The 17406-nt window shown below is 63.4% G+C and carries 15 protein-coding genes; 9 read left to right on the plus strand and 6 right to left on the minus strand.

Annotated elements, in window-relative coordinates:
- Positions 1-100: 100 nt before the first annotated feature.
- On the minus strand, positions 101-943 hold the full coding sequence (locus tag AC0NID_RS13435) for a protein-L-isoaspartate O-methyltransferase family protein (RefSeq protein WP_473454438.1): 843 nt from the start codon (positions 941-943) through the stop codon (positions 101-103).
- Positions 944-1008: 65 nt separating this feature from the next.
- Positions 1009-2376: an Nramp family divalent metal transporter gene (locus AC0NID_RS13440; RefSeq protein WP_473454439.1), complete on the minus strand. Its 1368-nt coding sequence runs from the start codon at positions 2374-2376 to the stop codon at positions 1009-1011.
- A 242-nt stretch (positions 2377-2618) separates the two neighbouring features.
- Here AC0NID_RS13440 and mntR point away from each other — a divergent pair, with 242 nt between their 5' ends.
- From mntR to AC0NID_RS13460, 4 genes are all read left to right on the plus strand, one after another.
- The gene (gene mntR, locus AC0NID_RS13445; RefSeq protein WP_473454632.1) at positions 2619-3074 is read left to right on the plus strand and encodes a manganese-binding transcriptional regulator MntR; all 456 of its coding nucleotides are present in this window, start codon (positions 2619-2621) and stop codon (positions 3072-3074) included.
- 96 nt (positions 3075-3170) lie between these two features.
- Positions 3171-3359, plus strand: a complete 189-nt coding sequence (locus AC0NID_RS13450; RefSeq protein WP_126034291.1) for a hypothetical protein — start codon at positions 3171-3173, stop codon at positions 3357-3359.
- A gap of 312 nt (positions 3360-3671) precedes the next feature.
- Positions 3672-4610 carry a KPN_02809 family neutral zinc metallopeptidase gene (ypfJ, locus tag AC0NID_RS13455; protein WP_473454440.1) on the plus strand — a complete coding sequence of 313 codons (939 nt, stop codon included), beginning with the start codon at positions 3672-3674 and terminating at the stop codon, positions 4608-4610.
- Positions 4611-4801: 191 nt separating this feature from the next.
- Positions 4802-6049, plus strand: coding sequence for a TCR/Tet family MFS transporter (locus AC0NID_RS13460; RefSeq protein WP_473454441.1), 1248 nt, complete (start codon positions 4802-4804; stop codon positions 6047-6049).
- An 8-nt stretch (positions 6050-6057) separates the two neighbouring features.
- Here AC0NID_RS13460 and carA read toward each other — a convergent pair whose 3' ends face one another.
- Positions 6058-7275, minus strand: coding sequence for a glutamine-hydrolyzing carbamoyl-phosphate synthase small subunit (gene carA, locus AC0NID_RS13465; RefSeq protein WP_473454442.1), 1218 nt, complete (start codon positions 7273-7275; stop codon positions 6058-6060).
- Positions 7276-7554: 279 nt separating this feature from the next.
- Here carA and AC0NID_RS13470 point away from each other — a divergent pair, with 279 nt between their 5' ends.
- Positions 7555-8004 (plus strand): GatB/YqeY domain-containing protein, encoded by a 450-nt coding sequence (locus tag AC0NID_RS13470; RefSeq protein ID WP_473454443.1) that lies wholly within the window; start codon positions 7555-7557, stop codon positions 8002-8004.
- Between the two features lie 56 nt (positions 8005-8060).
- Entirely contained in the window at positions 8061-8618 is a 558-nt protein-coding gene (locus tag AC0NID_RS13475; protein WP_473454444.1) for a GNAT family N-acetyltransferase, read from the plus strand.
- A 28-nt stretch (positions 8619-8646) separates the two neighbouring features.
- On the opposite strand, the gene AC0NID_RS13480 is transcribed toward AC0NID_RS13475, so the two are convergent.
- From AC0NID_RS13480 to AC0NID_RS13490, 3 genes are all read right to left on the minus strand, one after another.
- Positions 8647-9828: an MFS transporter gene (locus tag AC0NID_RS13480; RefSeq protein ID WP_473454445.1), complete on the minus strand. Its 1182-nt coding sequence runs from the start codon at positions 9826-9828 to the stop codon at positions 8647-8649.
- Positions 9829-9962: 134 nt separating this feature from the next.
- Positions 9963-10175 carry a DUF2061 domain-containing protein gene (locus tag AC0NID_RS13485; protein WP_473454446.1) on the minus strand — a complete coding sequence of 71 codons (213 nt, stop codon included), beginning with the start codon at positions 10173-10175 and terminating at the stop codon, positions 9963-9965.
- Positions 10176-10324: 149 nt separating this feature from the next.
- Complete coding sequence (locus AC0NID_RS13490) at positions 10325-11989, minus strand: Na/Pi cotransporter family protein (RefSeq protein WP_473454447.1); 1665 nt, start codon at positions 11987-11989, stop codon at positions 10325-10327.
- A gap of 389 nt (positions 11990-12378) precedes the next feature.
- Between AC0NID_RS13490 and AC0NID_RS13495 the strand changes: the two genes are divergently transcribed.
- The 3 genes from AC0NID_RS13495 to rpoD all read left to right on the plus strand — a co-directional run bounded on the left by AC0NID_RS13495 (position 12379) and on the right by rpoD (position 17282).
- Complete coding sequence (locus tag AC0NID_RS13495) at positions 12379-12747, plus strand: RcnB family protein (protein ID WP_473454448.1); 369 nt, start codon at positions 12379-12381, stop codon at positions 12745-12747.
- Positions 12748-12905: 158 nt separating this feature from the next.
- Positions 12906-14867: a DNA primase gene (dnaG, locus tag AC0NID_RS13500; protein WP_473454449.1), complete on the plus strand. Its 1962-nt coding sequence runs from the start codon at positions 12906-12908 to the stop codon at positions 14865-14867.
- A gap of 393 nt (positions 14868-15260) precedes the next feature.
- Positions 15261-17282 carry an RNA polymerase sigma factor RpoD gene (gene rpoD / locus AC0NID_RS13505; RefSeq protein WP_145717328.1) on the plus strand — a complete coding sequence of 674 codons (2022 nt, stop codon included), beginning with the start codon at positions 15261-15263 and terminating at the stop codon, positions 17280-17282.
- Positions 17283-17406: the final 124 nt, after the last annotated feature.

Genomic DNA, 17406 nt, shown 5'->3' on the forward strand with positions numbered 1-17406 from the left:
AGGACGCGCGGCCGGACACCTGCCCGACAGGGACCGGAAAAAATCTTCAGCGCTCCAGCCGGCGGCGATCGGCAGACACGGATGCCTCGCCTCGGCGACTTCATAGCGACCGCCTGTCGCCAACACCTTGCGACGAGAACCAGACGTCGCCGATGATCGCGGTGGCGGTGCGGTCCGGTGCCTTGTTGGCGGTCAGCCAGATCGAGCGGCTGCGCGCGGCCTTCTCGCGATCTGGGATTTTCGCCGCGGAGCTTGCCAGCGAGGCGCCGATGCAGGGGATGAACCATGACCGCATGAACGGCTCGCAGTCAAAACCCTTATCCGTGCGGGTCACCATCACGGCCAGGCCGACGCGCTCGGCCGGACGCCACGGAAAGATCATGCGGCCGCCGCGCTTCAGCGCCTTCAGCCATTCAGCCGGGGGTGCCGCGACGCCGGCATTGACATAGATGATATCGGACGGTGGCAGGCTGCCGATGACCGCATCGCCATGGATGACGGTCACATTGCCATAAGCTTCGAGATTCTCTCTCGCGCGGTCGGCGAGACTGGATTCCAGTTCGAAGGCGGTGACCGCGCCGCCCGGCGAAACCAGCTGTGCCAGCAGGGCAGTGTAGTAGCCGGTGCCGGCGCCGACATGGGTGACGGCCTCGCCGGGTTTTGGCGCCACCTTGCCGATCCACATGGCGTGCAGGAACGGCTCGCCATTGTTGATGCCCTTGTCGGCGTCGAGTGACACCAGCACGTTCTGATAAATGTGCACCGGATCGGCGCTCGGCGTTTCGACCTTGCCGCCGTTGGCGACCACGGTCCACGGCCCGGGACCAAGAAAGGCTTCGCGCGGCACCGCGGCGAACACCGCTTCGAGGCGCGGATCGGCCGAACCCGCGTTGGCGGCCATCAGTCGCGCGTAGAATTGTCGGGCTTCGGCAGTTCCGGTCATGACGCCTGAGAAGATAGCGCAATTGGCCGAGTTGTCTGCCTTCAATGCACGGCCGGGAAAACCCCTCAGCCGTAGCCGGCGACGGTGTCGTAGAGCAGCTTGAAGTTGAGCACCAGGATGAGAGCGGCGACCGCCCACGCCAGCACGGCGACGCCCCTGGGAATGGCCAGATTGCCCATCTTGCGCTTGTCGGAGACGAACTGCACCAGCGGCACCACCGCGAAGGGGAGTTGCATCGACAGGATCACCTGGCTGAAGACGAGGAGCTGGCCGGTACCCTTCTCGCCATAAAGCGCGGTGACGACCACCACCGGGACGATGGCGATGCCGCGCGTCAAAAGGCGGCGCGCCCATTGCGGGATGCGCAGGCGCAGGAAGCCCTCCATCACGATCTGCCCGGCAAGCGTCGCCGTGACCGTCGAGTTCAGGCCGGAGGCAAGCAGCGCCACGGCAAACAGGGTCGAAGCGATGCCGAGGCCGAGCAGCGGCGACAGAAGCTCGAAGGCCTGGCCGATCTCGGCGACGTCCTGATGGCCGGTGCCGTGGAAGGCCACCGCCGAGACGATCAGGATGGAGGCGTTGACGAACAGCGCCAGTATCAAGGCGATGGTCGAGTCGGTGGTTGCCCATTTGATGGCGTCGCGCTTGCCTTTGTCGGTGCGTGGATAGGCGCGGGTCTGCACGATCGAGGAGTGCAGATAGAGATTGTGCGGCATCACGGTGGCGCCGATGATGCCGATCGCGATGTAGAGCATCGCCGGGTTGGTGACGATCTCCGGCGACGGCACGAACATGGAATGCAGGATCGAGCCGACAGGCGGGGCGGCGGCAAAGATCTGGATGGCGAAGCAGCCGAAGATGATGATCAAAAGCGCGATGATGAAGGCTTCGAGGAAACGGAACCCCTTGTTCATCAGGAGAAGCAGCAGGAAGGCATCGAGGGCCGTGATGACGGCGCCGCCGACCAGCGGAATGCCGAACAGCAGCTGCAGGGCAATCGCCGTGCCGATGACCTCGGCCAGATCGCAGGCGATGATGGCCAGCTCACAAGCGATCCACAGCATGAAATTGACCGGCCGCGGATAATAGGCACGGCAGGCCTGGGCGAGGTCTCGGCCGGTGGCGATGCCGAGCCTGGCGGCCAGCGCCTGCAGCAGGATCGCCATCAGGTTCGACAGCATGATGATGAAAAGCAGGGTGTAGCCGAACTGGGCGCCGCCGGCGAGATCTGTCGCCCAATTACCGGGATCCATATAGCCGACCGAGACCATGTAGCCCGGCCCCATGAAGGCGAACAGCCGGCGAAACCATATCCCCGACTGCGGCACGGCGATCGAGGCGTTGACCTCGCGCAGGCTTGGCTGCTCGTCGTCTTCCGGCCGGGCAAATCGCCACATGGTTCGCGATGCTGTTGCGGCTTCGGCTTCTGACATTGGGGGATTTCCGCTGGGTCGGTCTATGCTGCCACTCTATCTATGGCAGGGCCGAACATTATGCAATATGCTATATTTCATTGTTTATGCTTTTGAATGGCACCCTGCCGGCGAGGCGCGAGGGAACGGAAACGCCGGTTGCGCCTGCCGTCGAATGCAAATAAACGGCCAGACGAATGGAGGCCCGTGCTATGAGTGTACAAATGCCGGCCCCATCCGCGAAAGTCGAGGAGGAGCGCGTATTGGCGCTGAAGAACAGACCGGTCCCACGCGAAAAGCCGCTGCTTGATGCTGAAATTCACTCTGAGGGGTTCAGGCAGACGCGCGAAGCGCGCCGCAGTGCGCTGGTCGAGGACTATGTCGAGCTCATCGCCGACCTCATCGAGGACGGCAACGAGGCGCGCCAGGTCGACATCGCGGCGCGCCTCGGCGTCGCCCAGCCGACCGTGGCCAAGATGCTGACGCGGCTGTGCGCGGACGGGCTCGTTTCCAGAAAACCCTACCGTGGCGTGTTCTTGACCGATGCCGGCCGCAAGGTGGCGGAGGAGAGCCGCATTCGCCATCAGACGGTGGAAGCATTCCTGCGCTCGCTCGGCGTCAGCGCCGAGACGGCGCGTATCGACGCCGAGGGCATCGAGCACCATGTCAGCGCCGAGACGCTTGAAGCGTTCCGCAAGGCGATGACCTCGACACGCTAAGTGTACCACCAATTCCGACAGTCCTGCCGGAACCGCCGCGTTGCCGCTGCGTTTGAGATCGTGCCACGCGATTGGCGCGAGGTCGAGGAGGATATCATGGGCGTTGAACAGGCACCGACAGCGAAGGGCAAGCAGGCGGCCAAGGGATTGAAGCAAGCTGCGGCGAAGGATGAGCGCAAGACGGAAGCGGATACCGGCCGCCCGCTCAAAAAAGGTGCGGCCCGCTTCGACGAGCGCTCGAAAAGCTCGGACGGCAAGAGCGCCGGCGCCAAGCAGAAGATCTGAGCGTGGCCGCCAAGAGCCAGAAGAGCGCAGACAGAGTGTCACTCGAGCAGCGTGGCGTCCGGCATTCAACTGGGCGATAGTATGGCTCGTTGCACGGCCGCGCTCATGGTTGCGCTCGATTGACGCCGAGAACCACGATGTTGCGATCGACCTGCCCCACTGCCCAGCGTGCCTGACGGCTGCAACGCGGCGGAGCCCCCTTTCATGCGAAAAATGCTGTGACTTGGCGCAACCATTCAGATAATTATTTGTTGGGTCGGACCGGGCCACGGGATTGGCGCGTTGCCGATACATGCACCACGAGGATTTGCCATGCTCTGGAAGGGTCGTCGTCAGAGTGACAATGTCGAGGACGAGCGCGGCCAGGGCGGCGGGTTCAACCTGCCGGGCGGAAGGTCCGGACAGTTCCGCATCCCGGTCGGCGGCCGCTCCGGCGGCGGAATGTCGCTGTCGACCATCGTCATTCTCGTGGTCCTATATTTTGGGCTGAAGGCCTTCGGCATCGACCCGCTGCAGATCCTGGCCGGCGGCGATGGCGGCTTGGTGCCGGGCGGTGGCGGTCAGATCACCGACAACAGCGGCGGGCAGGGCGGCGGCACCGGTGCGCCGGCCTCCGACGAGATGAAGCAGTTCGTCTCGACGGTCCTGGCCGAGACGGAGGACACCTGGACCGGCATTTTCCAGGCCGAGGGCCTGACCTATGAAGATCCGAAGCTGGTCCTGTTCAGCGGGCAGATCCGCTCGGCCTGCGGCTCCGCCTCGTCCGCGGCCGGACCTTTCTACTGTCCCGGCGACCGCAAGGTCTATCTCGACACCACCTTCTTCCAGCAACTCGACCAGCAATTCGGCGCCTCGGGCGATTTCGCCCAAGCCTATGTGATCGCGCATGAGGTCGGCCATCATGTGCAGAACCTCACCGGCATCCTGCCCAAATTCAACCAGATGCGCCAGCAGATGGGCGAGACCGACGCCAATCACATGTCGGTTCAGGTCGAACTTCAGGCCGACTGCTTCGCTGGCGTCTGGGCACATTTCACCGGGCAGAAAGGCATCCTGGAACAGGGCGACATGGAAGAGGCGCTGAACGCGGCCCAGCAGATCGGCGACGACACGATGCAGAAGAAGATGCAGGGCTATGTCGTGCCGGAAAGCTTCAACCACGGCACCTCGCAGCAGCGGCAGACCTGGCTCGCGCGCGGCTACAGGAGCGGCAAGCTTTCGGATTGCGATACGTTCAACACCCCGATCTGAGGTGTCGCGACTTTCCTGTTGAACGACCGTCGAAGCGCCGGCTGCGATGTAGGGGTGTGGCCGCATCCTTGTCGACAGTTGATGTCAGGATGAGCATCCTTGGCGTGTTCCCTTATTGTTCCATGCGGCTGACTCACCTATAACGAGCCTTCCGCCTTCGCTCCGAGGCGGCTCCAGGAGTCGAAACCGTCATGATCGAAGCCAAAACCGCCAGGCGGGGCCTTGCGCTTGTTTTCACCACGCTGCTGCTCGACATCACCGGCATTGGCATCATCATGCCGGTGTTGCCGGCCTATCTCAGGGAATTGACCGGCGTCGGCATCAGCGAAGCGGCCATCGAGGGCGGCTGGCTGTTCTTCGTCTACGCCGCCATGCAGTTCCTGTTCGCGCCGCTGGTCGGCAATCTCAGCGACCGCTTCGGGCGCCGCCCGATCCTGCTGGCCTCGGTGCTGACCTTCGCCATCGACAATCTGATCTGCGCGGTGGCATGGTCTTATTCGATCCTGTTCATCGGCCGGGTGCTGGCCGGCATCAGCGGCGCCAGCTACTCGACCGCGTCCGCCTTCATCGCCGACGTCAGCACCGACGAGAACCGGGCGAAGAATTTCGGCCTGCTCGGCATCGCCTTCGGTGTCGGGTTCATCATCGGCCCGGTGCTGGGCGGGCTGCTCGGCGAATTCGGGCCGCGCGTGCCGTTCTGGGGCGCGGCGGTGCTTGCTCTCATCAACTTCATCGTCGGCTGGTTTTTCCTGCCGGAAACGCTGGAGCGGCACCACCGGCGGCGATTCGAGTGGCGTCGCGCCAATCCTCTCGGCGCCTTGAAGCAGATGCGAAACTACAAGGGGATCGGCTGGATCGGGCTGGTGTTCTTCCTGATGACGCTCGGCCACATGATGTATCCTGCCGTGTGGTCGTTCGTCGGCAGCTACCGCTACGGCTGGAGCGAACAGCAGATTGGCTTCTCGCTCGGCGTCTTCGGTCTTGGCGGGGCGCTGGTGATGGGTTTTGTCCTGCCGCGTGTCATTCCTCGGCTCGGCGAATGGCGGACCGCCGCCATCGGTCTTGCTTTTACCGCGCTCGCCGCCTTCGGCTATGCCGCGGCATGGAAGGGCTGGATGATCTATGCGGTGATCGTGGCGACCTGCCTCGAGGCGCTGGCCGACCCGCCACTGCGGAGCCTGGCGGCGGCCAAGGTGCCGCCCTCCGCGCAAGGCGAATTGCAAGGCGCGATGACGAGCGTGTTTTCGATCACCAGCATCATCACGCCGTTGCTTTATACGGGAATCTTCGCATGGTTCACCGGTCCGGGCGCCCCAGTGGTGTTCGGCGGCGCGCCCTTTGTGCTCGGCGGTATTTTTCTCGCTCTGGCGCTGATCGCATTCGTGCTCAGGGTCGAACGACCGGTCGCGGTGAAGAAGGTCACGACGGCGACGGCTTGAACCCTGAATCAGGCGCGCTCCGCCCGCGCCGGTTCGCCGCGCTTTTCGCGGATCAGATCGACGAAGCGGCGGAACAGATAGTGGGAATCCTGCGGGCCGGGCGAGGCTTCCGGATGATGCTGGACCGAGAACACCGGCCTTCCGGTCAGCGCAATGCCGCAGTTCGAGCCGTCGAACAGCGAGACATGGGTTTCCTCGACGCCGCTCGGCAAGGAGTCGGCATCGACGGCAAAACCATGGTTCATCGAGACGATCTCGACCTTGCCGGTGGTGTGATCCTTGACCGGATGGTTGGCGCCGTGATGGCCTTGATGCATTTTGGCGGTCTTGCCGCCCAGCGCCAGCGCCAGCATCTGATGGCCGAGGCAGATGCCGAAGACCGGGATGTCGGTCTTCAGCAGGTCCTGGATGACCGGAACGGCATAGTCGCCGGTGGCTTCCGGATCGCCGGGACCGTTGGAGAGAAAGATGCCGTCGGGCCGCATGGCGAGGATCTCCTCGGCGCCGGTGCTGGCCGGCACCACGGTGACCTTGGCGCCAAGACCGGCAAGCAGGCGCAGTATGTTGCGCTTGACGCCGTAGTCGATGGCGACGACGTGCATGGACGGATCGATCTGTTCGCCAAAGCCCTCGTCCCAAACCCAGGGCGTCTCGCGCCAGACCGAGGACTGGCCGGATGTGACCTCCTTGGCCAGATCAAGCCCAATCAGGCCGGACCAGGCAGCGGCACGACGCTTCAGATCGTCGATGTCGAAGATGCCGTCGGGCGCGTGCGCGATGACGGCGTTGGGCATGCCCTTTTCACGGATCAGCGCGGTCAGCGCGCGCGTGTCGATGCCCGAAAGCGCTATGATGCCGCGTTTCTTCAGCCACTGGTCGAGACCAGTTGCGGCGCGATAGCTGGACGGATTGGTGACGTCGGCCTTGAATACCGCGCCGACGGCGCCGGCGCGGGCGACCGGATTGAGATCCTCGATGTCCTCGTCATTGGTGCCGATATTGCCGATATGCGGGAAGGTGAAGGTGACGATCTGGCCGGCATAGGAGGGGTCGGTGAGGATTTCCTGATAGCCGGTCAGCGCGGTGTTGAAGCAAACCTCGGCGGCAGCGGAGCCGGAGGCACCAAGGCCGCGGCCCTCGATGACGGTGCCGTCGGCCAGCACCAGCAAGGCGGTCGGCTTTTCGGTGGCCCAAGGGGGGGTCGACGCGGCGGTCATCATTGCCATGGCGGCACTCCTAACAGGCTGCGACCTTAAATCGGTCCGGCGGACCATTCTGCGCAGCAAACCGCGCGCAGCGGCGATTTCACAGCCGGCGCGCGCGCCAAAAATTCAGCTCTTGCAAGGCCCAGTACATAGGATAAGGCGCCAGAGCGGTCAATGAGGCCACGCCGTACGGCATGGATTTATTTCATTGAACGATATCAGGTATTTGCCGGTCAGTATCGGATTTGCCTTGGGGTTTGGGCAAGGCTATTGTCCGCGCCGGATCGAAGGAGAAGCATCATGCGCGGCAAAATCGCTAGTTCCCTGAAGAGCGCGATGAGGGCGCAGGACAAGCGCCGGCTGCCGACGTTGCGGCTGATCCAGGCGGCCATTCACGATCGCGACATCGCCAATCGCGGCGCCGGCAAGGACCCGGCCAGCGACGACGAGATCCTGCAGATCCTGGCCAAGATGGTGAAGCAGCGCGAGGAGTCGGCCAAGGCGTTCGACGACGGCAAGCGGCCGGAGCTTGCCGCGCAGGAGCGCGACGAGATGGCCATCATCCGCGATTTCCTGCCGACGCAGCTGGGCCAGGCCGACACCGAAACCGCGATCCGCGCCGCCATAGCCGAGACCGGCGCCAGCGGCGTCAAGGACATGGGCAAGGTGATGGCCGCCCTCAAGGAGAAATACGCCGGCCAGATGGATTTCTCCAAGGCGAGCGGCATCGTCAAGGGATTGCTGCAGTAGGGATTTTCCTAGCTGCAGCCCCGTCTTTGAAGGTGGGCAGCGGATCGTCGCACGCCATGGTCGAAATCGTCAGGCTCGGGCCTGAACATCTACCGTCCTACAAGGCCGCGCTTGAGCGCGGCTGGTCGCCGGACAATGTGCGGCTGATCGAGGCGACGCGCGAGCAGATTGCGGCAATCGAAAGGGACCCAGCGGCCTTCCTCGCCGGTCTCGACGATCCGGAGGCCAAGGGTGGCCCGATTACTTTGCCCGATGGGACGAAAGTGCCGCGCCTGCCGGGATTCCGGCGCTGGATCTGGGACGGTGAAGTCGCCGGTTCGATCGGCTTTCGCTGGCAGCAGGGCACCGCCGAACTGCCGCCGCATGTGCTCGGCCATATCGGCTATGCGGTGGTGCCATGGAAGCGGCGGCGCGGCTATGCGACCGAGGCGCTGCGGCTGATGCTCGGCGAGGCGAGGGCGGTGGGTCTGCCCTTTGTCGAGATCACCGCCGATTTGGACAATTCGGCGTCGCAGAAGGTGGTGTTGGCCAATGGCGGCTGGCTTGTCGGGCAGTTCTCCAAGGACGCCGCCTATGGCGGCGCCGAAAGCCTGCGCTACCGGATAGATTTGTAACCTAACGCTCGCTTCGCGCTGATGTCGTCTATTCGGCCGCGGCCGGCAGCGGCGGCGCAGCCCTGCTGCGCCACTCCCGGATCTGCGAGGCAAGCGCCACCGCCACGGCGACCAGCATGGCCATCGCGCCAACCACCGGCAGGCTGCGATAGCCATAACCGGCATTGAGCATGGCTGCGCCGAGCGAGGCGGCCAGCGCGATGCCGACATTGAAGCCGGAGGGGATGAGCGATGAGGCAAGGTTGGATGCATCGGCTGTCCAGGTCAGGATACGGGTCTGGATCGGCGTGCCGATGGCAAAGCTGAGGCCGCCCCAGACGATGATCGCCACGACCATCGGCACCGGGTATGGGCTGACCGCGTAAATGACCGCAAGCGTCACCGCCTGCATGAAAAGCATGGTGATGAGCGACGGCATCAGTTTCCAGTCCGCGAGCCTCCCGCCGAGAAAGACGCCGATCGTCGCGCCGACACCGTTCAGCAGGAGCACCCAGGGCACCAGATCCTCGTCGAGGCCGGTGATTTCGAGCAGCGTTGGCGTGATGTAGGTGAACAGGCCGAACTGGCCGATCATCAGCATCAGCATGAGGATCAGCGACGTCCAGACCTGCTGGCGTGCGAGCACGCGAACCTCGCTGCCGAGACTGACGGGCCGGCGCGACGATCCCGTCCCGCGCGGCAGCAGGGCTGCCATGGCGGCGATGGAAACCACACCAAGCGCGCACATCACCCAGAATGTCGCACGCCACCCCCATATTGTGCCGATCGCCGTGCCGGCCGGCACGCCGATGACATTGGAGACCGTGAGGCCCGACAGGATGAGCGCAACGGCCATTCCACGCTGGTCCTGGCGGACCAGGCCGACCGCCACCACCATCGCGACGCCGAAATAGGCGCCGTGCGCCACGGCCACCGCGATCCGCAACAGCAACATGGAGACGAAGTCGGGCGCAAGCGCGCAGGCGGCCTGGCCGATGGTGAAGGCAAGGCCAAGGCCAAGCAGCAAGGCCTTGCGGGAAAGCGTCTTGGTGGCGAGCGTCAACAGCGGTCCGCCGATCGCGATGCCGCCGGCGTAGCCGGAGACGAGGTAGCCGGCAGTCGGGATGGAGACGCCAAGGCCGTCCGCCACCTGCGGCAGCACGCCGGCGATGACGAATTCGGTGGTGCCGAACGCGAATGCGGCGATGAACAGGGCGATGAGGGCAAGCATGGCGCGGGAAAGGCGATCCTTGAATGAGATGGCCTCAAAACACGAACGAGAGCTGCGGGCAATCCAGAAATTGTGGACGTCGCTTTAGGTTTTCTTGATCGGTTCAGCCAGGTTCCGGCGGCATGCCGGCACGGCTAGATGGTCGTCCTCCTCCTCCCGTAGGGAATTTTCAACCACGCCCGTTCGTGAAGATAATACAGCAGCGACTTGGTGATGACCTCGGTCAGGCCGATGGCCGCAGCGAGCTTGATGCTGCCTGTCACGACGAGCGAAATGATTATCGTGTCGATGGTGCCGGTGACACGCCAGGAAAGCGCCTTGGCGAAGCTGCGCGAATGGGTATCCATCGACTATCCTCCCGGTGGCCTAGCCCGATCCATAGCCGACAGGCGGGAGGCGGAGCAAAGACTAATTTTCCCGTTTTGGCTCGAAGGGCAGAAGCTGGTTCCAAGCCGATGTTCCCAGCAGCAATTTTTCGGCTTGCCCGTCCAACAGCCTATCCGGCCTTCAGCCGCGAGCCGGTGAGCAGGCCGCGTTCCTCGAGCACGGGATAGGCCATCGAGGCGAGCAGCGAGTTGATCTGCTTCAAGTCGCGGATGGTGTCGAGATGGATGGAACTGGTCTCGACGCTCTTGGCTGTGCCGTCGCGCAATCGCACGAAATGGCTGGCGCTGGTCTCCTTCTCGCGGTCGCGCAGCCGGTCCTTTTCCAGCACCAGCTGGCGGGCGGTCTCCGGGTCGCGCGAGACCAGAACGTTGAAGGCAAGCCGTGCGCTGGCGAGCACCGAGGCGTGGAAGGCGCAAAGCTCGCGCCATCCTTCGGGCGTGAATTCCAGCCCGCGCTCGAGCTTCTTCCTGACATGCACCAGCAGGTTGCGCACGATGATGTCGCCAACCTGTTCGAGCTTGACGCAGGCGCCGATCAGCTCCTGGCAGCGCAGCGCCTCGTCCTCGCTCAGCGGGTTTCTGGTGACCTTGGCCAGATAGAGCTTTATCGCCGCGTGCTTCTTGTCGACGCGGTCGTCGAGCGCGGCCAATGCCTTGATCTTGTCGGCGTCGGCGCTCTCATAGAGCTCGATGATGCGCTTCAGCATGATCTCGACCGTCTCGCAGACCCGCACCACCTCTCGGGTGGCGTTGGCGAGCGCCTGGCTCGGCACTTCGAGGGCGCTGTCGTTGAGCGCGGATAGTTCGACAACGTCGAGCGCCTCGGCCGGCGCCGGTTTGGTGCCAAGCGCCACGATCTTTTCCGAAGCGCGGTAGATGAGACCGGCCAGCGGCAGGCCGGCAACCAGGATCAGGATGTTGAAGAGGATATGCGCGTTGACGATCTGGTCGGGCACGGCGGCGCCGAGAAAGGCGACCGGCGGCTTGAGCCACAGGAACAGGATCAGCATGGCCAGCGAGCCCATGCCGCGCATCAGGAGGTTGCCGATCGGCACGACGCGCACGCCCGGCTCCGCGTTGCGGGTGAGCAGCGGCGCGATGATCGACGAGCCGAGATTGACGCCGAGCACCAGCACGATGCCGAGTTCGGGCGGGATGAAGCCGCGGCCGGCCAGCGTCACCATCAGCAGCACCGCGGCGATCGAGGAATGGAACAGCCAGGTGACCAGCGCCGCCAGGAGATAGGCTGTGACCGGATCGCCGGAGAAGTAGTTGACGATGACCGGCATCAGCTTGCTCTGGCGCAGCGGCTCGGATGCCTGGCCGATTATTTCCAGCGACAGTAGCAGCAGGCCGATGCCGACCAGGATGCGGCCGAACTGGCGCCAGTCGCGTCGCTCGGTGGCCATGAACATGACGGTGCCGGCGACAAGACAGACCGGCACCAGCAGTGACAGATCGAAGGTCAGCAGCTTGACCACCAAAGCCGAGCCGATCTCGGCGCCGCGCACGGCAAGCTGGCCCGACATGCCGCTGACGATGCCGGCGCCGGCAAAGGAGCCGACCAGCAGTGTGACAGCGGTGGAGCTTTGCAGCGCGATCGCCAGGCCGCAGCCGGTCAGAACCGCCATGAAAGGATTGCGCATGGTGGCGCGCAGCTTGTGGCGCAGCACGTCGCCATAGGCTCGTTCGACACCTGTCTTCACCAGGCGGGTGGCAAACAGCATCAGCGCCACCGCGCCGGCAAGATGCAGCAAAACGACCGAACCGCTCATATCAGGCTCGTACACAAATAGATGCCAGCGATGCAGGCACCGTGACGGCAAAGGGGCAAAAGAGGGCTCGAATCAACGACATTACAAAGGTCGATATTACTCCGATTACTTTTAGCCGGGTAATAAATCTTACCCAATTCCGGCGGCTGTTGGCGCGCGACAGGGCGTGTCGGAAATGGATGGATCGCAAAATGGTTGCATTGCCGGCCGGCTTCCGGATGGCTGCGTGTTCAAGTGCAGGCGATACCTTCAGGTCCGGTTTGAGGAAAGTGTTGAATTAGGTAATCTAAATATAGGAAATCATTACAAAAACGTAATCCGCGTGTTCAGTTTCGGTTCATTCTTCGAGCTTTATTCCTCGGGCATCGACAACCAAGGAGTACCTCGTCATGAAACGCATCGTTCTATCTGCAGTCGCCCTCTCGATGCTGGCTACCACATCCCTGCAGGGCCAGGCAGCGCCGCTGAACGCACCGAACGCGCCGCAGTCGACCTACAGCCATGTCGATTGGCAAAAGCCCGGCAAGCATGTCGTGGTGAAGAAGAAGGTTGTGGTGAAAAAGAAGGTCGTGAGGAAGAGCCACTGGCGGCACGGCCAGAAATATTCCAGCTGGAAGCGCCACCGGCCGATCCGCGACTACCGCCACTATGGTCTTCATCGTCCGGGCCGTGGCCAGGAATGGATCCGCGTCGGCAACGACTATCTGCTGGTCAGCGTCGTCTCCGGCATCATCTTTGGCGCGATCGCCGCGCACTGAGCCTCGCACCGTCGACCAGCATTGCGCCGGACACATGAAGGAAGGCGACCCGCAACGGCCGCCTTCCTTCTGCCCTGTGAAAACCGGGTATGGTTCCGCATTAGGAGTCGTCGGCTTTCGCCTGCGTGATTATATGGAGGGCAAACGAGCCGTTCCCGATGCGCTTTCCACCTGCCTTTCTCGACGAGATACGCGACCGCGTGCCGATTTCATCGGTGATCGGCCAGCGCGTCGCGTGGGACAGGAAGAAGACCAACGCGCCGCGCGGCGACTACTGGGCATGCTGTCCCTTCCATGGCGAGAAGAGCCCGTCCTTCCATTGCGAGGACAAGAAAGGCCGCTACCATTGTTTCGGCTGCTCGGTTTCGGGCGACCATTTCAAGTTCCTGACCGAACTCGACGGCTTGAGTTTTCCCGAAGCAGTCGAGAAGATCGCCGAGATGGCCGGCGTGCCGATGCCGGTTCGCGATGCCCAGGAGGAACGGCGCGAAAAGGAACGCGCCAGCCTGACCGAAATCATGGAAATGGCGACCGCCTTCTTTCAAGAGCGGCTGCAGGGGCCGGAAGGCGCAAAAGCCCGCGCGTATTTGCGCGACCGAGGGCTGACGCCGGCGACGCAGCAGTCGTTCCGGCTCGGTTATGCGCCGGACAGCCGCAACGCGCTGAAGGAGCACCTTGCCGCCAAGGGCGTCGGCAAGGCCGATATCGAGGCGTGCGGGCTGGTGCGCCATGGCGACGACGTTCCGGTTTCCTACGACTGGTTCCGCGATCGCATCATGTTCCCGATCCCGGATTCCAGGGGCAAGGTCATCGCCTTCGGCGGGCGGGCACTGGCGCCCGATGCGCTCGCCAAATACATGAATTCGCCCGATACGGAGCTCTTCCACAAGGGCAACGTGCTCTACAATTTCGCCCGCGCGCGCAAGGCGCTGGCCAAGGGCGGCACGATCATCGCCGTCGAAGGTTACATGGACGTGATCGCGCTGGCGCAGGCCGGTTTCGAGAATGTCGTGGCGCCGCTCGGCACCGCTCTGACCGAAAACCAGCTCGAGCTTTTGTGGCGCATGGCCGGCGAACCGGTGCTGTGCTTCGATGGCGACCAGGCCGGACTGAAGGCGGCATGGCGCGCCGCCGACATGGCGCTGCCGGCGGTTCAGGCGGGCCGCTCGGTGCGCTTTGCCCTGCTGCCCGAAGGCAAGGATCCCGACGATCTGGTCAAGGCCGACGGGCCGGACGCGTTTCGCACCGTGCTTTCCGAGGCGCGGCCGCTCGCCGACCTCTTGTGGATGCGCGAAACGGCTGGCGGCATCTTCGACACGCCGGAGCGGCGGGCGGAACTGGAAAAGACGCTGCGCGAACTGACCAGCCGCATCCGCGACGAGAGCCTGCGTTATCATTACCAGCAGGAAATGCGCGAGCGGGTGCTAAGCTTTTTCGGCGCCCAGCGCGGCGCGCGCCATGGTTATCAAGGGGGGCGTCAGGACGGGCGGCCCGGCGATCGCTTTCAGGGCAAGGGCTCAGCTCCCGGCGGGCAGTTCGCGCGCGGCGGCAGTGCCGGTGGGCGCACCGCGATCACCGAAAGCCTCGGCCGCTCAGCGCTGGTCAAGCGCGGCAGCGAGGGGATGTCGGTGCGCGAGGCGACGATCATCGCGGCCCTCGTCAATCATCCGGCTCTGATCGACGAGAATTTCGCGCATGTCGAGTTTCTCGACCTCGCCAACTCCGATCTGAAGCGATTGCACGCAGCCATTCTCGACGCGATGGCGCATGACATGGCCAACGACCGCAACGCGGTGATCGCGACGATCGAACGGGCCGGTTGCGGCGAAATCTGGGCGCGCGCGGTGGCGCTGATCAAGCGGGCGCGGCAATGGCCGGCGCTGGAAACAGCCGGGCTTGACGACGCCCGCGACGCCTTCAGCCAGGCGCTCCACTTGCAGCGCAGCGCGCGCACCTTACATAAGGAGCTGAAACAGGCGGAAGCGGCGCTCGCCAGTGATCCCACGGACGAAAACTACCGGCATCTCGTCGAGATCCAGGCGCAATTTCGTGATGTGCAAGCAACGGAAGCGCTGATCGAAGGGTTCGGCGTGTCCTCGGGCAGGGCCGGGCGCGTATAGGTTGCAGCCTGCATTGGAGTGGAAGTGTAAGAACGTGCTTGCGCGTCGAATCGGCCGCGCGGCGCCTTAAGTCGGGTAATTGATTCGCTTTTTTCATGCGAATCATGCGAGAGGCGCTTGACCTTCTAGCAGAATGACGGAATCAGGTCGATTCGAAACGTTAACCCGCACCGGCCTCGACGGGAGCCGGCGTCGACGGGAAAATGCAGCGATGTGAAATACCGGTCACTGGACAGGCAGTTAGCCTGCCACAGATACCAGGGTTAATCTGGACTTAACGAGAGATGCAGTTACTGGCCCGGGGAAGCGCGTTCTAGAGCGAACGCATCTGATTTAACCGGTACGGCGGCTTTCGCGGCTTTGATACTTGGCCGCTTGGAGAAAATAAAGAAAATGGCGACAAAAGAAAAGGAAGAGGTCGAGACCGAACGTGAAGGCGCCACCGATGGCCCTCTGCTCGACCTTTCCGACGATGCTGTCAAGAAGATGATCAAGGCCGCCAAGAAGCGCGGCTATGTCACCATGGACGAACTGAATTCGGTGCTGCCCTCGGAGGAAGTGACCTCCGAGCAGATCGAGGACACGATGGCCATGCTCTCCGACATGGGCATCAACGTGGTCGAGGACGACGAGCAGGGCGAAGAGCCCGAAGCCGCCGACGCGGCTGCCGACGCCGAGGAAGACGCCAACGAACTGGCCGAGCAGACCGGCACCGCCGTTGCGGCGACGACCACCAAGAAAGAGCCGACCGATCGCACCGACGACCCGGTTCGCATGTATCTGCGAGAGATGGGCTCGGTCGAGCTTTTGTCGCGCGAGGGCGAAATCGCGATCGCCAAGCGCATCGAGGCCGGCCGCGAGACGATGATCGCGGGCCTGTGCGAAAGCCCGCTGACCTTCCAGGCCATCATTATCTGGCGTGACGAGCTCAACGAATCGAAGATCCTGCTGCGCGAGATCATCGACCTCGAAGCGACCTATGCCGGGCCGGAGGCCAAGCAGGCGCCGGTGGTCGAGCGGATCGAGGAGGTCAAGGCCGATGAAAAGCCGCGCCGTTCGCGCGAGGACGAGGACGACATCACCAATGTCGGCAGCGACACCCGCGGTCTGACGGACGATGACGAGGAAGACGAGGACGAGGCCAGCCTGTCGCTGGCGGCGATGGAAGCGGAACTGCGTCCGCAGGTGATGGAGACGCTCGACGTCATCGCCGACACCTACAAGAAACTCAGGAAGCTGCAGGACCAGCAGGTCGAGAACCGGCTGGCCGCCGCCGGCACGCTGTCGCCCAGCCAGGACCGCCGGCTCAAGGAGCTGAAGGATCAGCTGATCAAGGCGGTGAAGTCGTTGTCCTTGAACACGGCGCGCATCGAGGCATTGGTCGAGCAGCTCTACGACATCAACAAGCGCCTGGTGCAGAATGAAGGCAAGCTGTTGCGGCTGGCCGAAAGCTACGGCGTGCGCCGCGAGGAATTCCTGAAGGAGTATCAGGGCTCGGAACTCGATCCGAACTGGACCCGTTCGATCGGCAATCTGACCTCGCGCGGGTGGAAGGAATTCACCAAGAACGAAAAGGACGCTATCCGCGACCTGCGCGCCGAGATCCAGAACCTTGCCACCGAAACGGCGATCTCGATCCTGGAATTCCGCAAGATCGTCAACCAGGTGCAGAAGGGCGAGCGCGAAGCCGCGATCGCCAAGAAGGAAATGGTGGAGGCCAATCTGCGCCTCGTCATTTCCATCGCCAAGAAATACACCAATCGCGGCCTGCAATTCCTCGACCTGATCCAGGAAGGCAATATCGGCCTGATGAAGGCGGTCGATAAGTTCGAATACCGCCGCGGCTACAAGTTCTCGACCTACGCGACGTGGTGGATTAGGCAGGCGATCACCCGTTCGATCGCCGATCAGGCGCGCACCATCCGCATTCCGGTGCACATGATCGAGACGATCAACAAGATCGTGCGCACCTCGCGCCAGATGCTGCACGAGATCGGCCGCGAGCCGACGCCGGAGGAACTGGCGGAAAAGCTTGCCATGCCGCTGGAAAAAGTGCGCAAGGTGCTGAAGATCGCCAAGGAGCCGATTTCGCTCGAAACGCCGGTCGGCGACGAGGAGGATTCGCATCTCGGCGACTTCATCGAGGACAAAATGGCGATCCTGCCGATCGACGCGGCGATCCAGGCCAATCTGCGCGAAACGACGACGCGGGTGCTTGCTTCTCTGACCCCGCGCGAAGAGCGCGTGCTCAGAATGCGCTTCGGCATCGGCATGAACACCGACCACACGCTGGAGGAAGTCGGCCAGCAGTTCTCGGTCACCCGCGAGCGCATCCGCCAGATCGAAGCCAAGGCGCTGCGCAAGCTCAAGCATCCGAGCCGCTCGCGCAAGCTGCGGAGCTTCCTCGACAGCTGATGCCGGCTAACAGACAAGCAACTTAAAGGGCGCTGCGGCGCCCTTTTTCGTTCGGAGCACAGGGTCGTCTCCCCAGAAGGTACGGTTGTTCTTGCAGTGCACCTGCCGCGGGGGGATACTCTCG

Source organism: Mesorhizobium sp. WSM4821 (assembly GCF_055901555.1).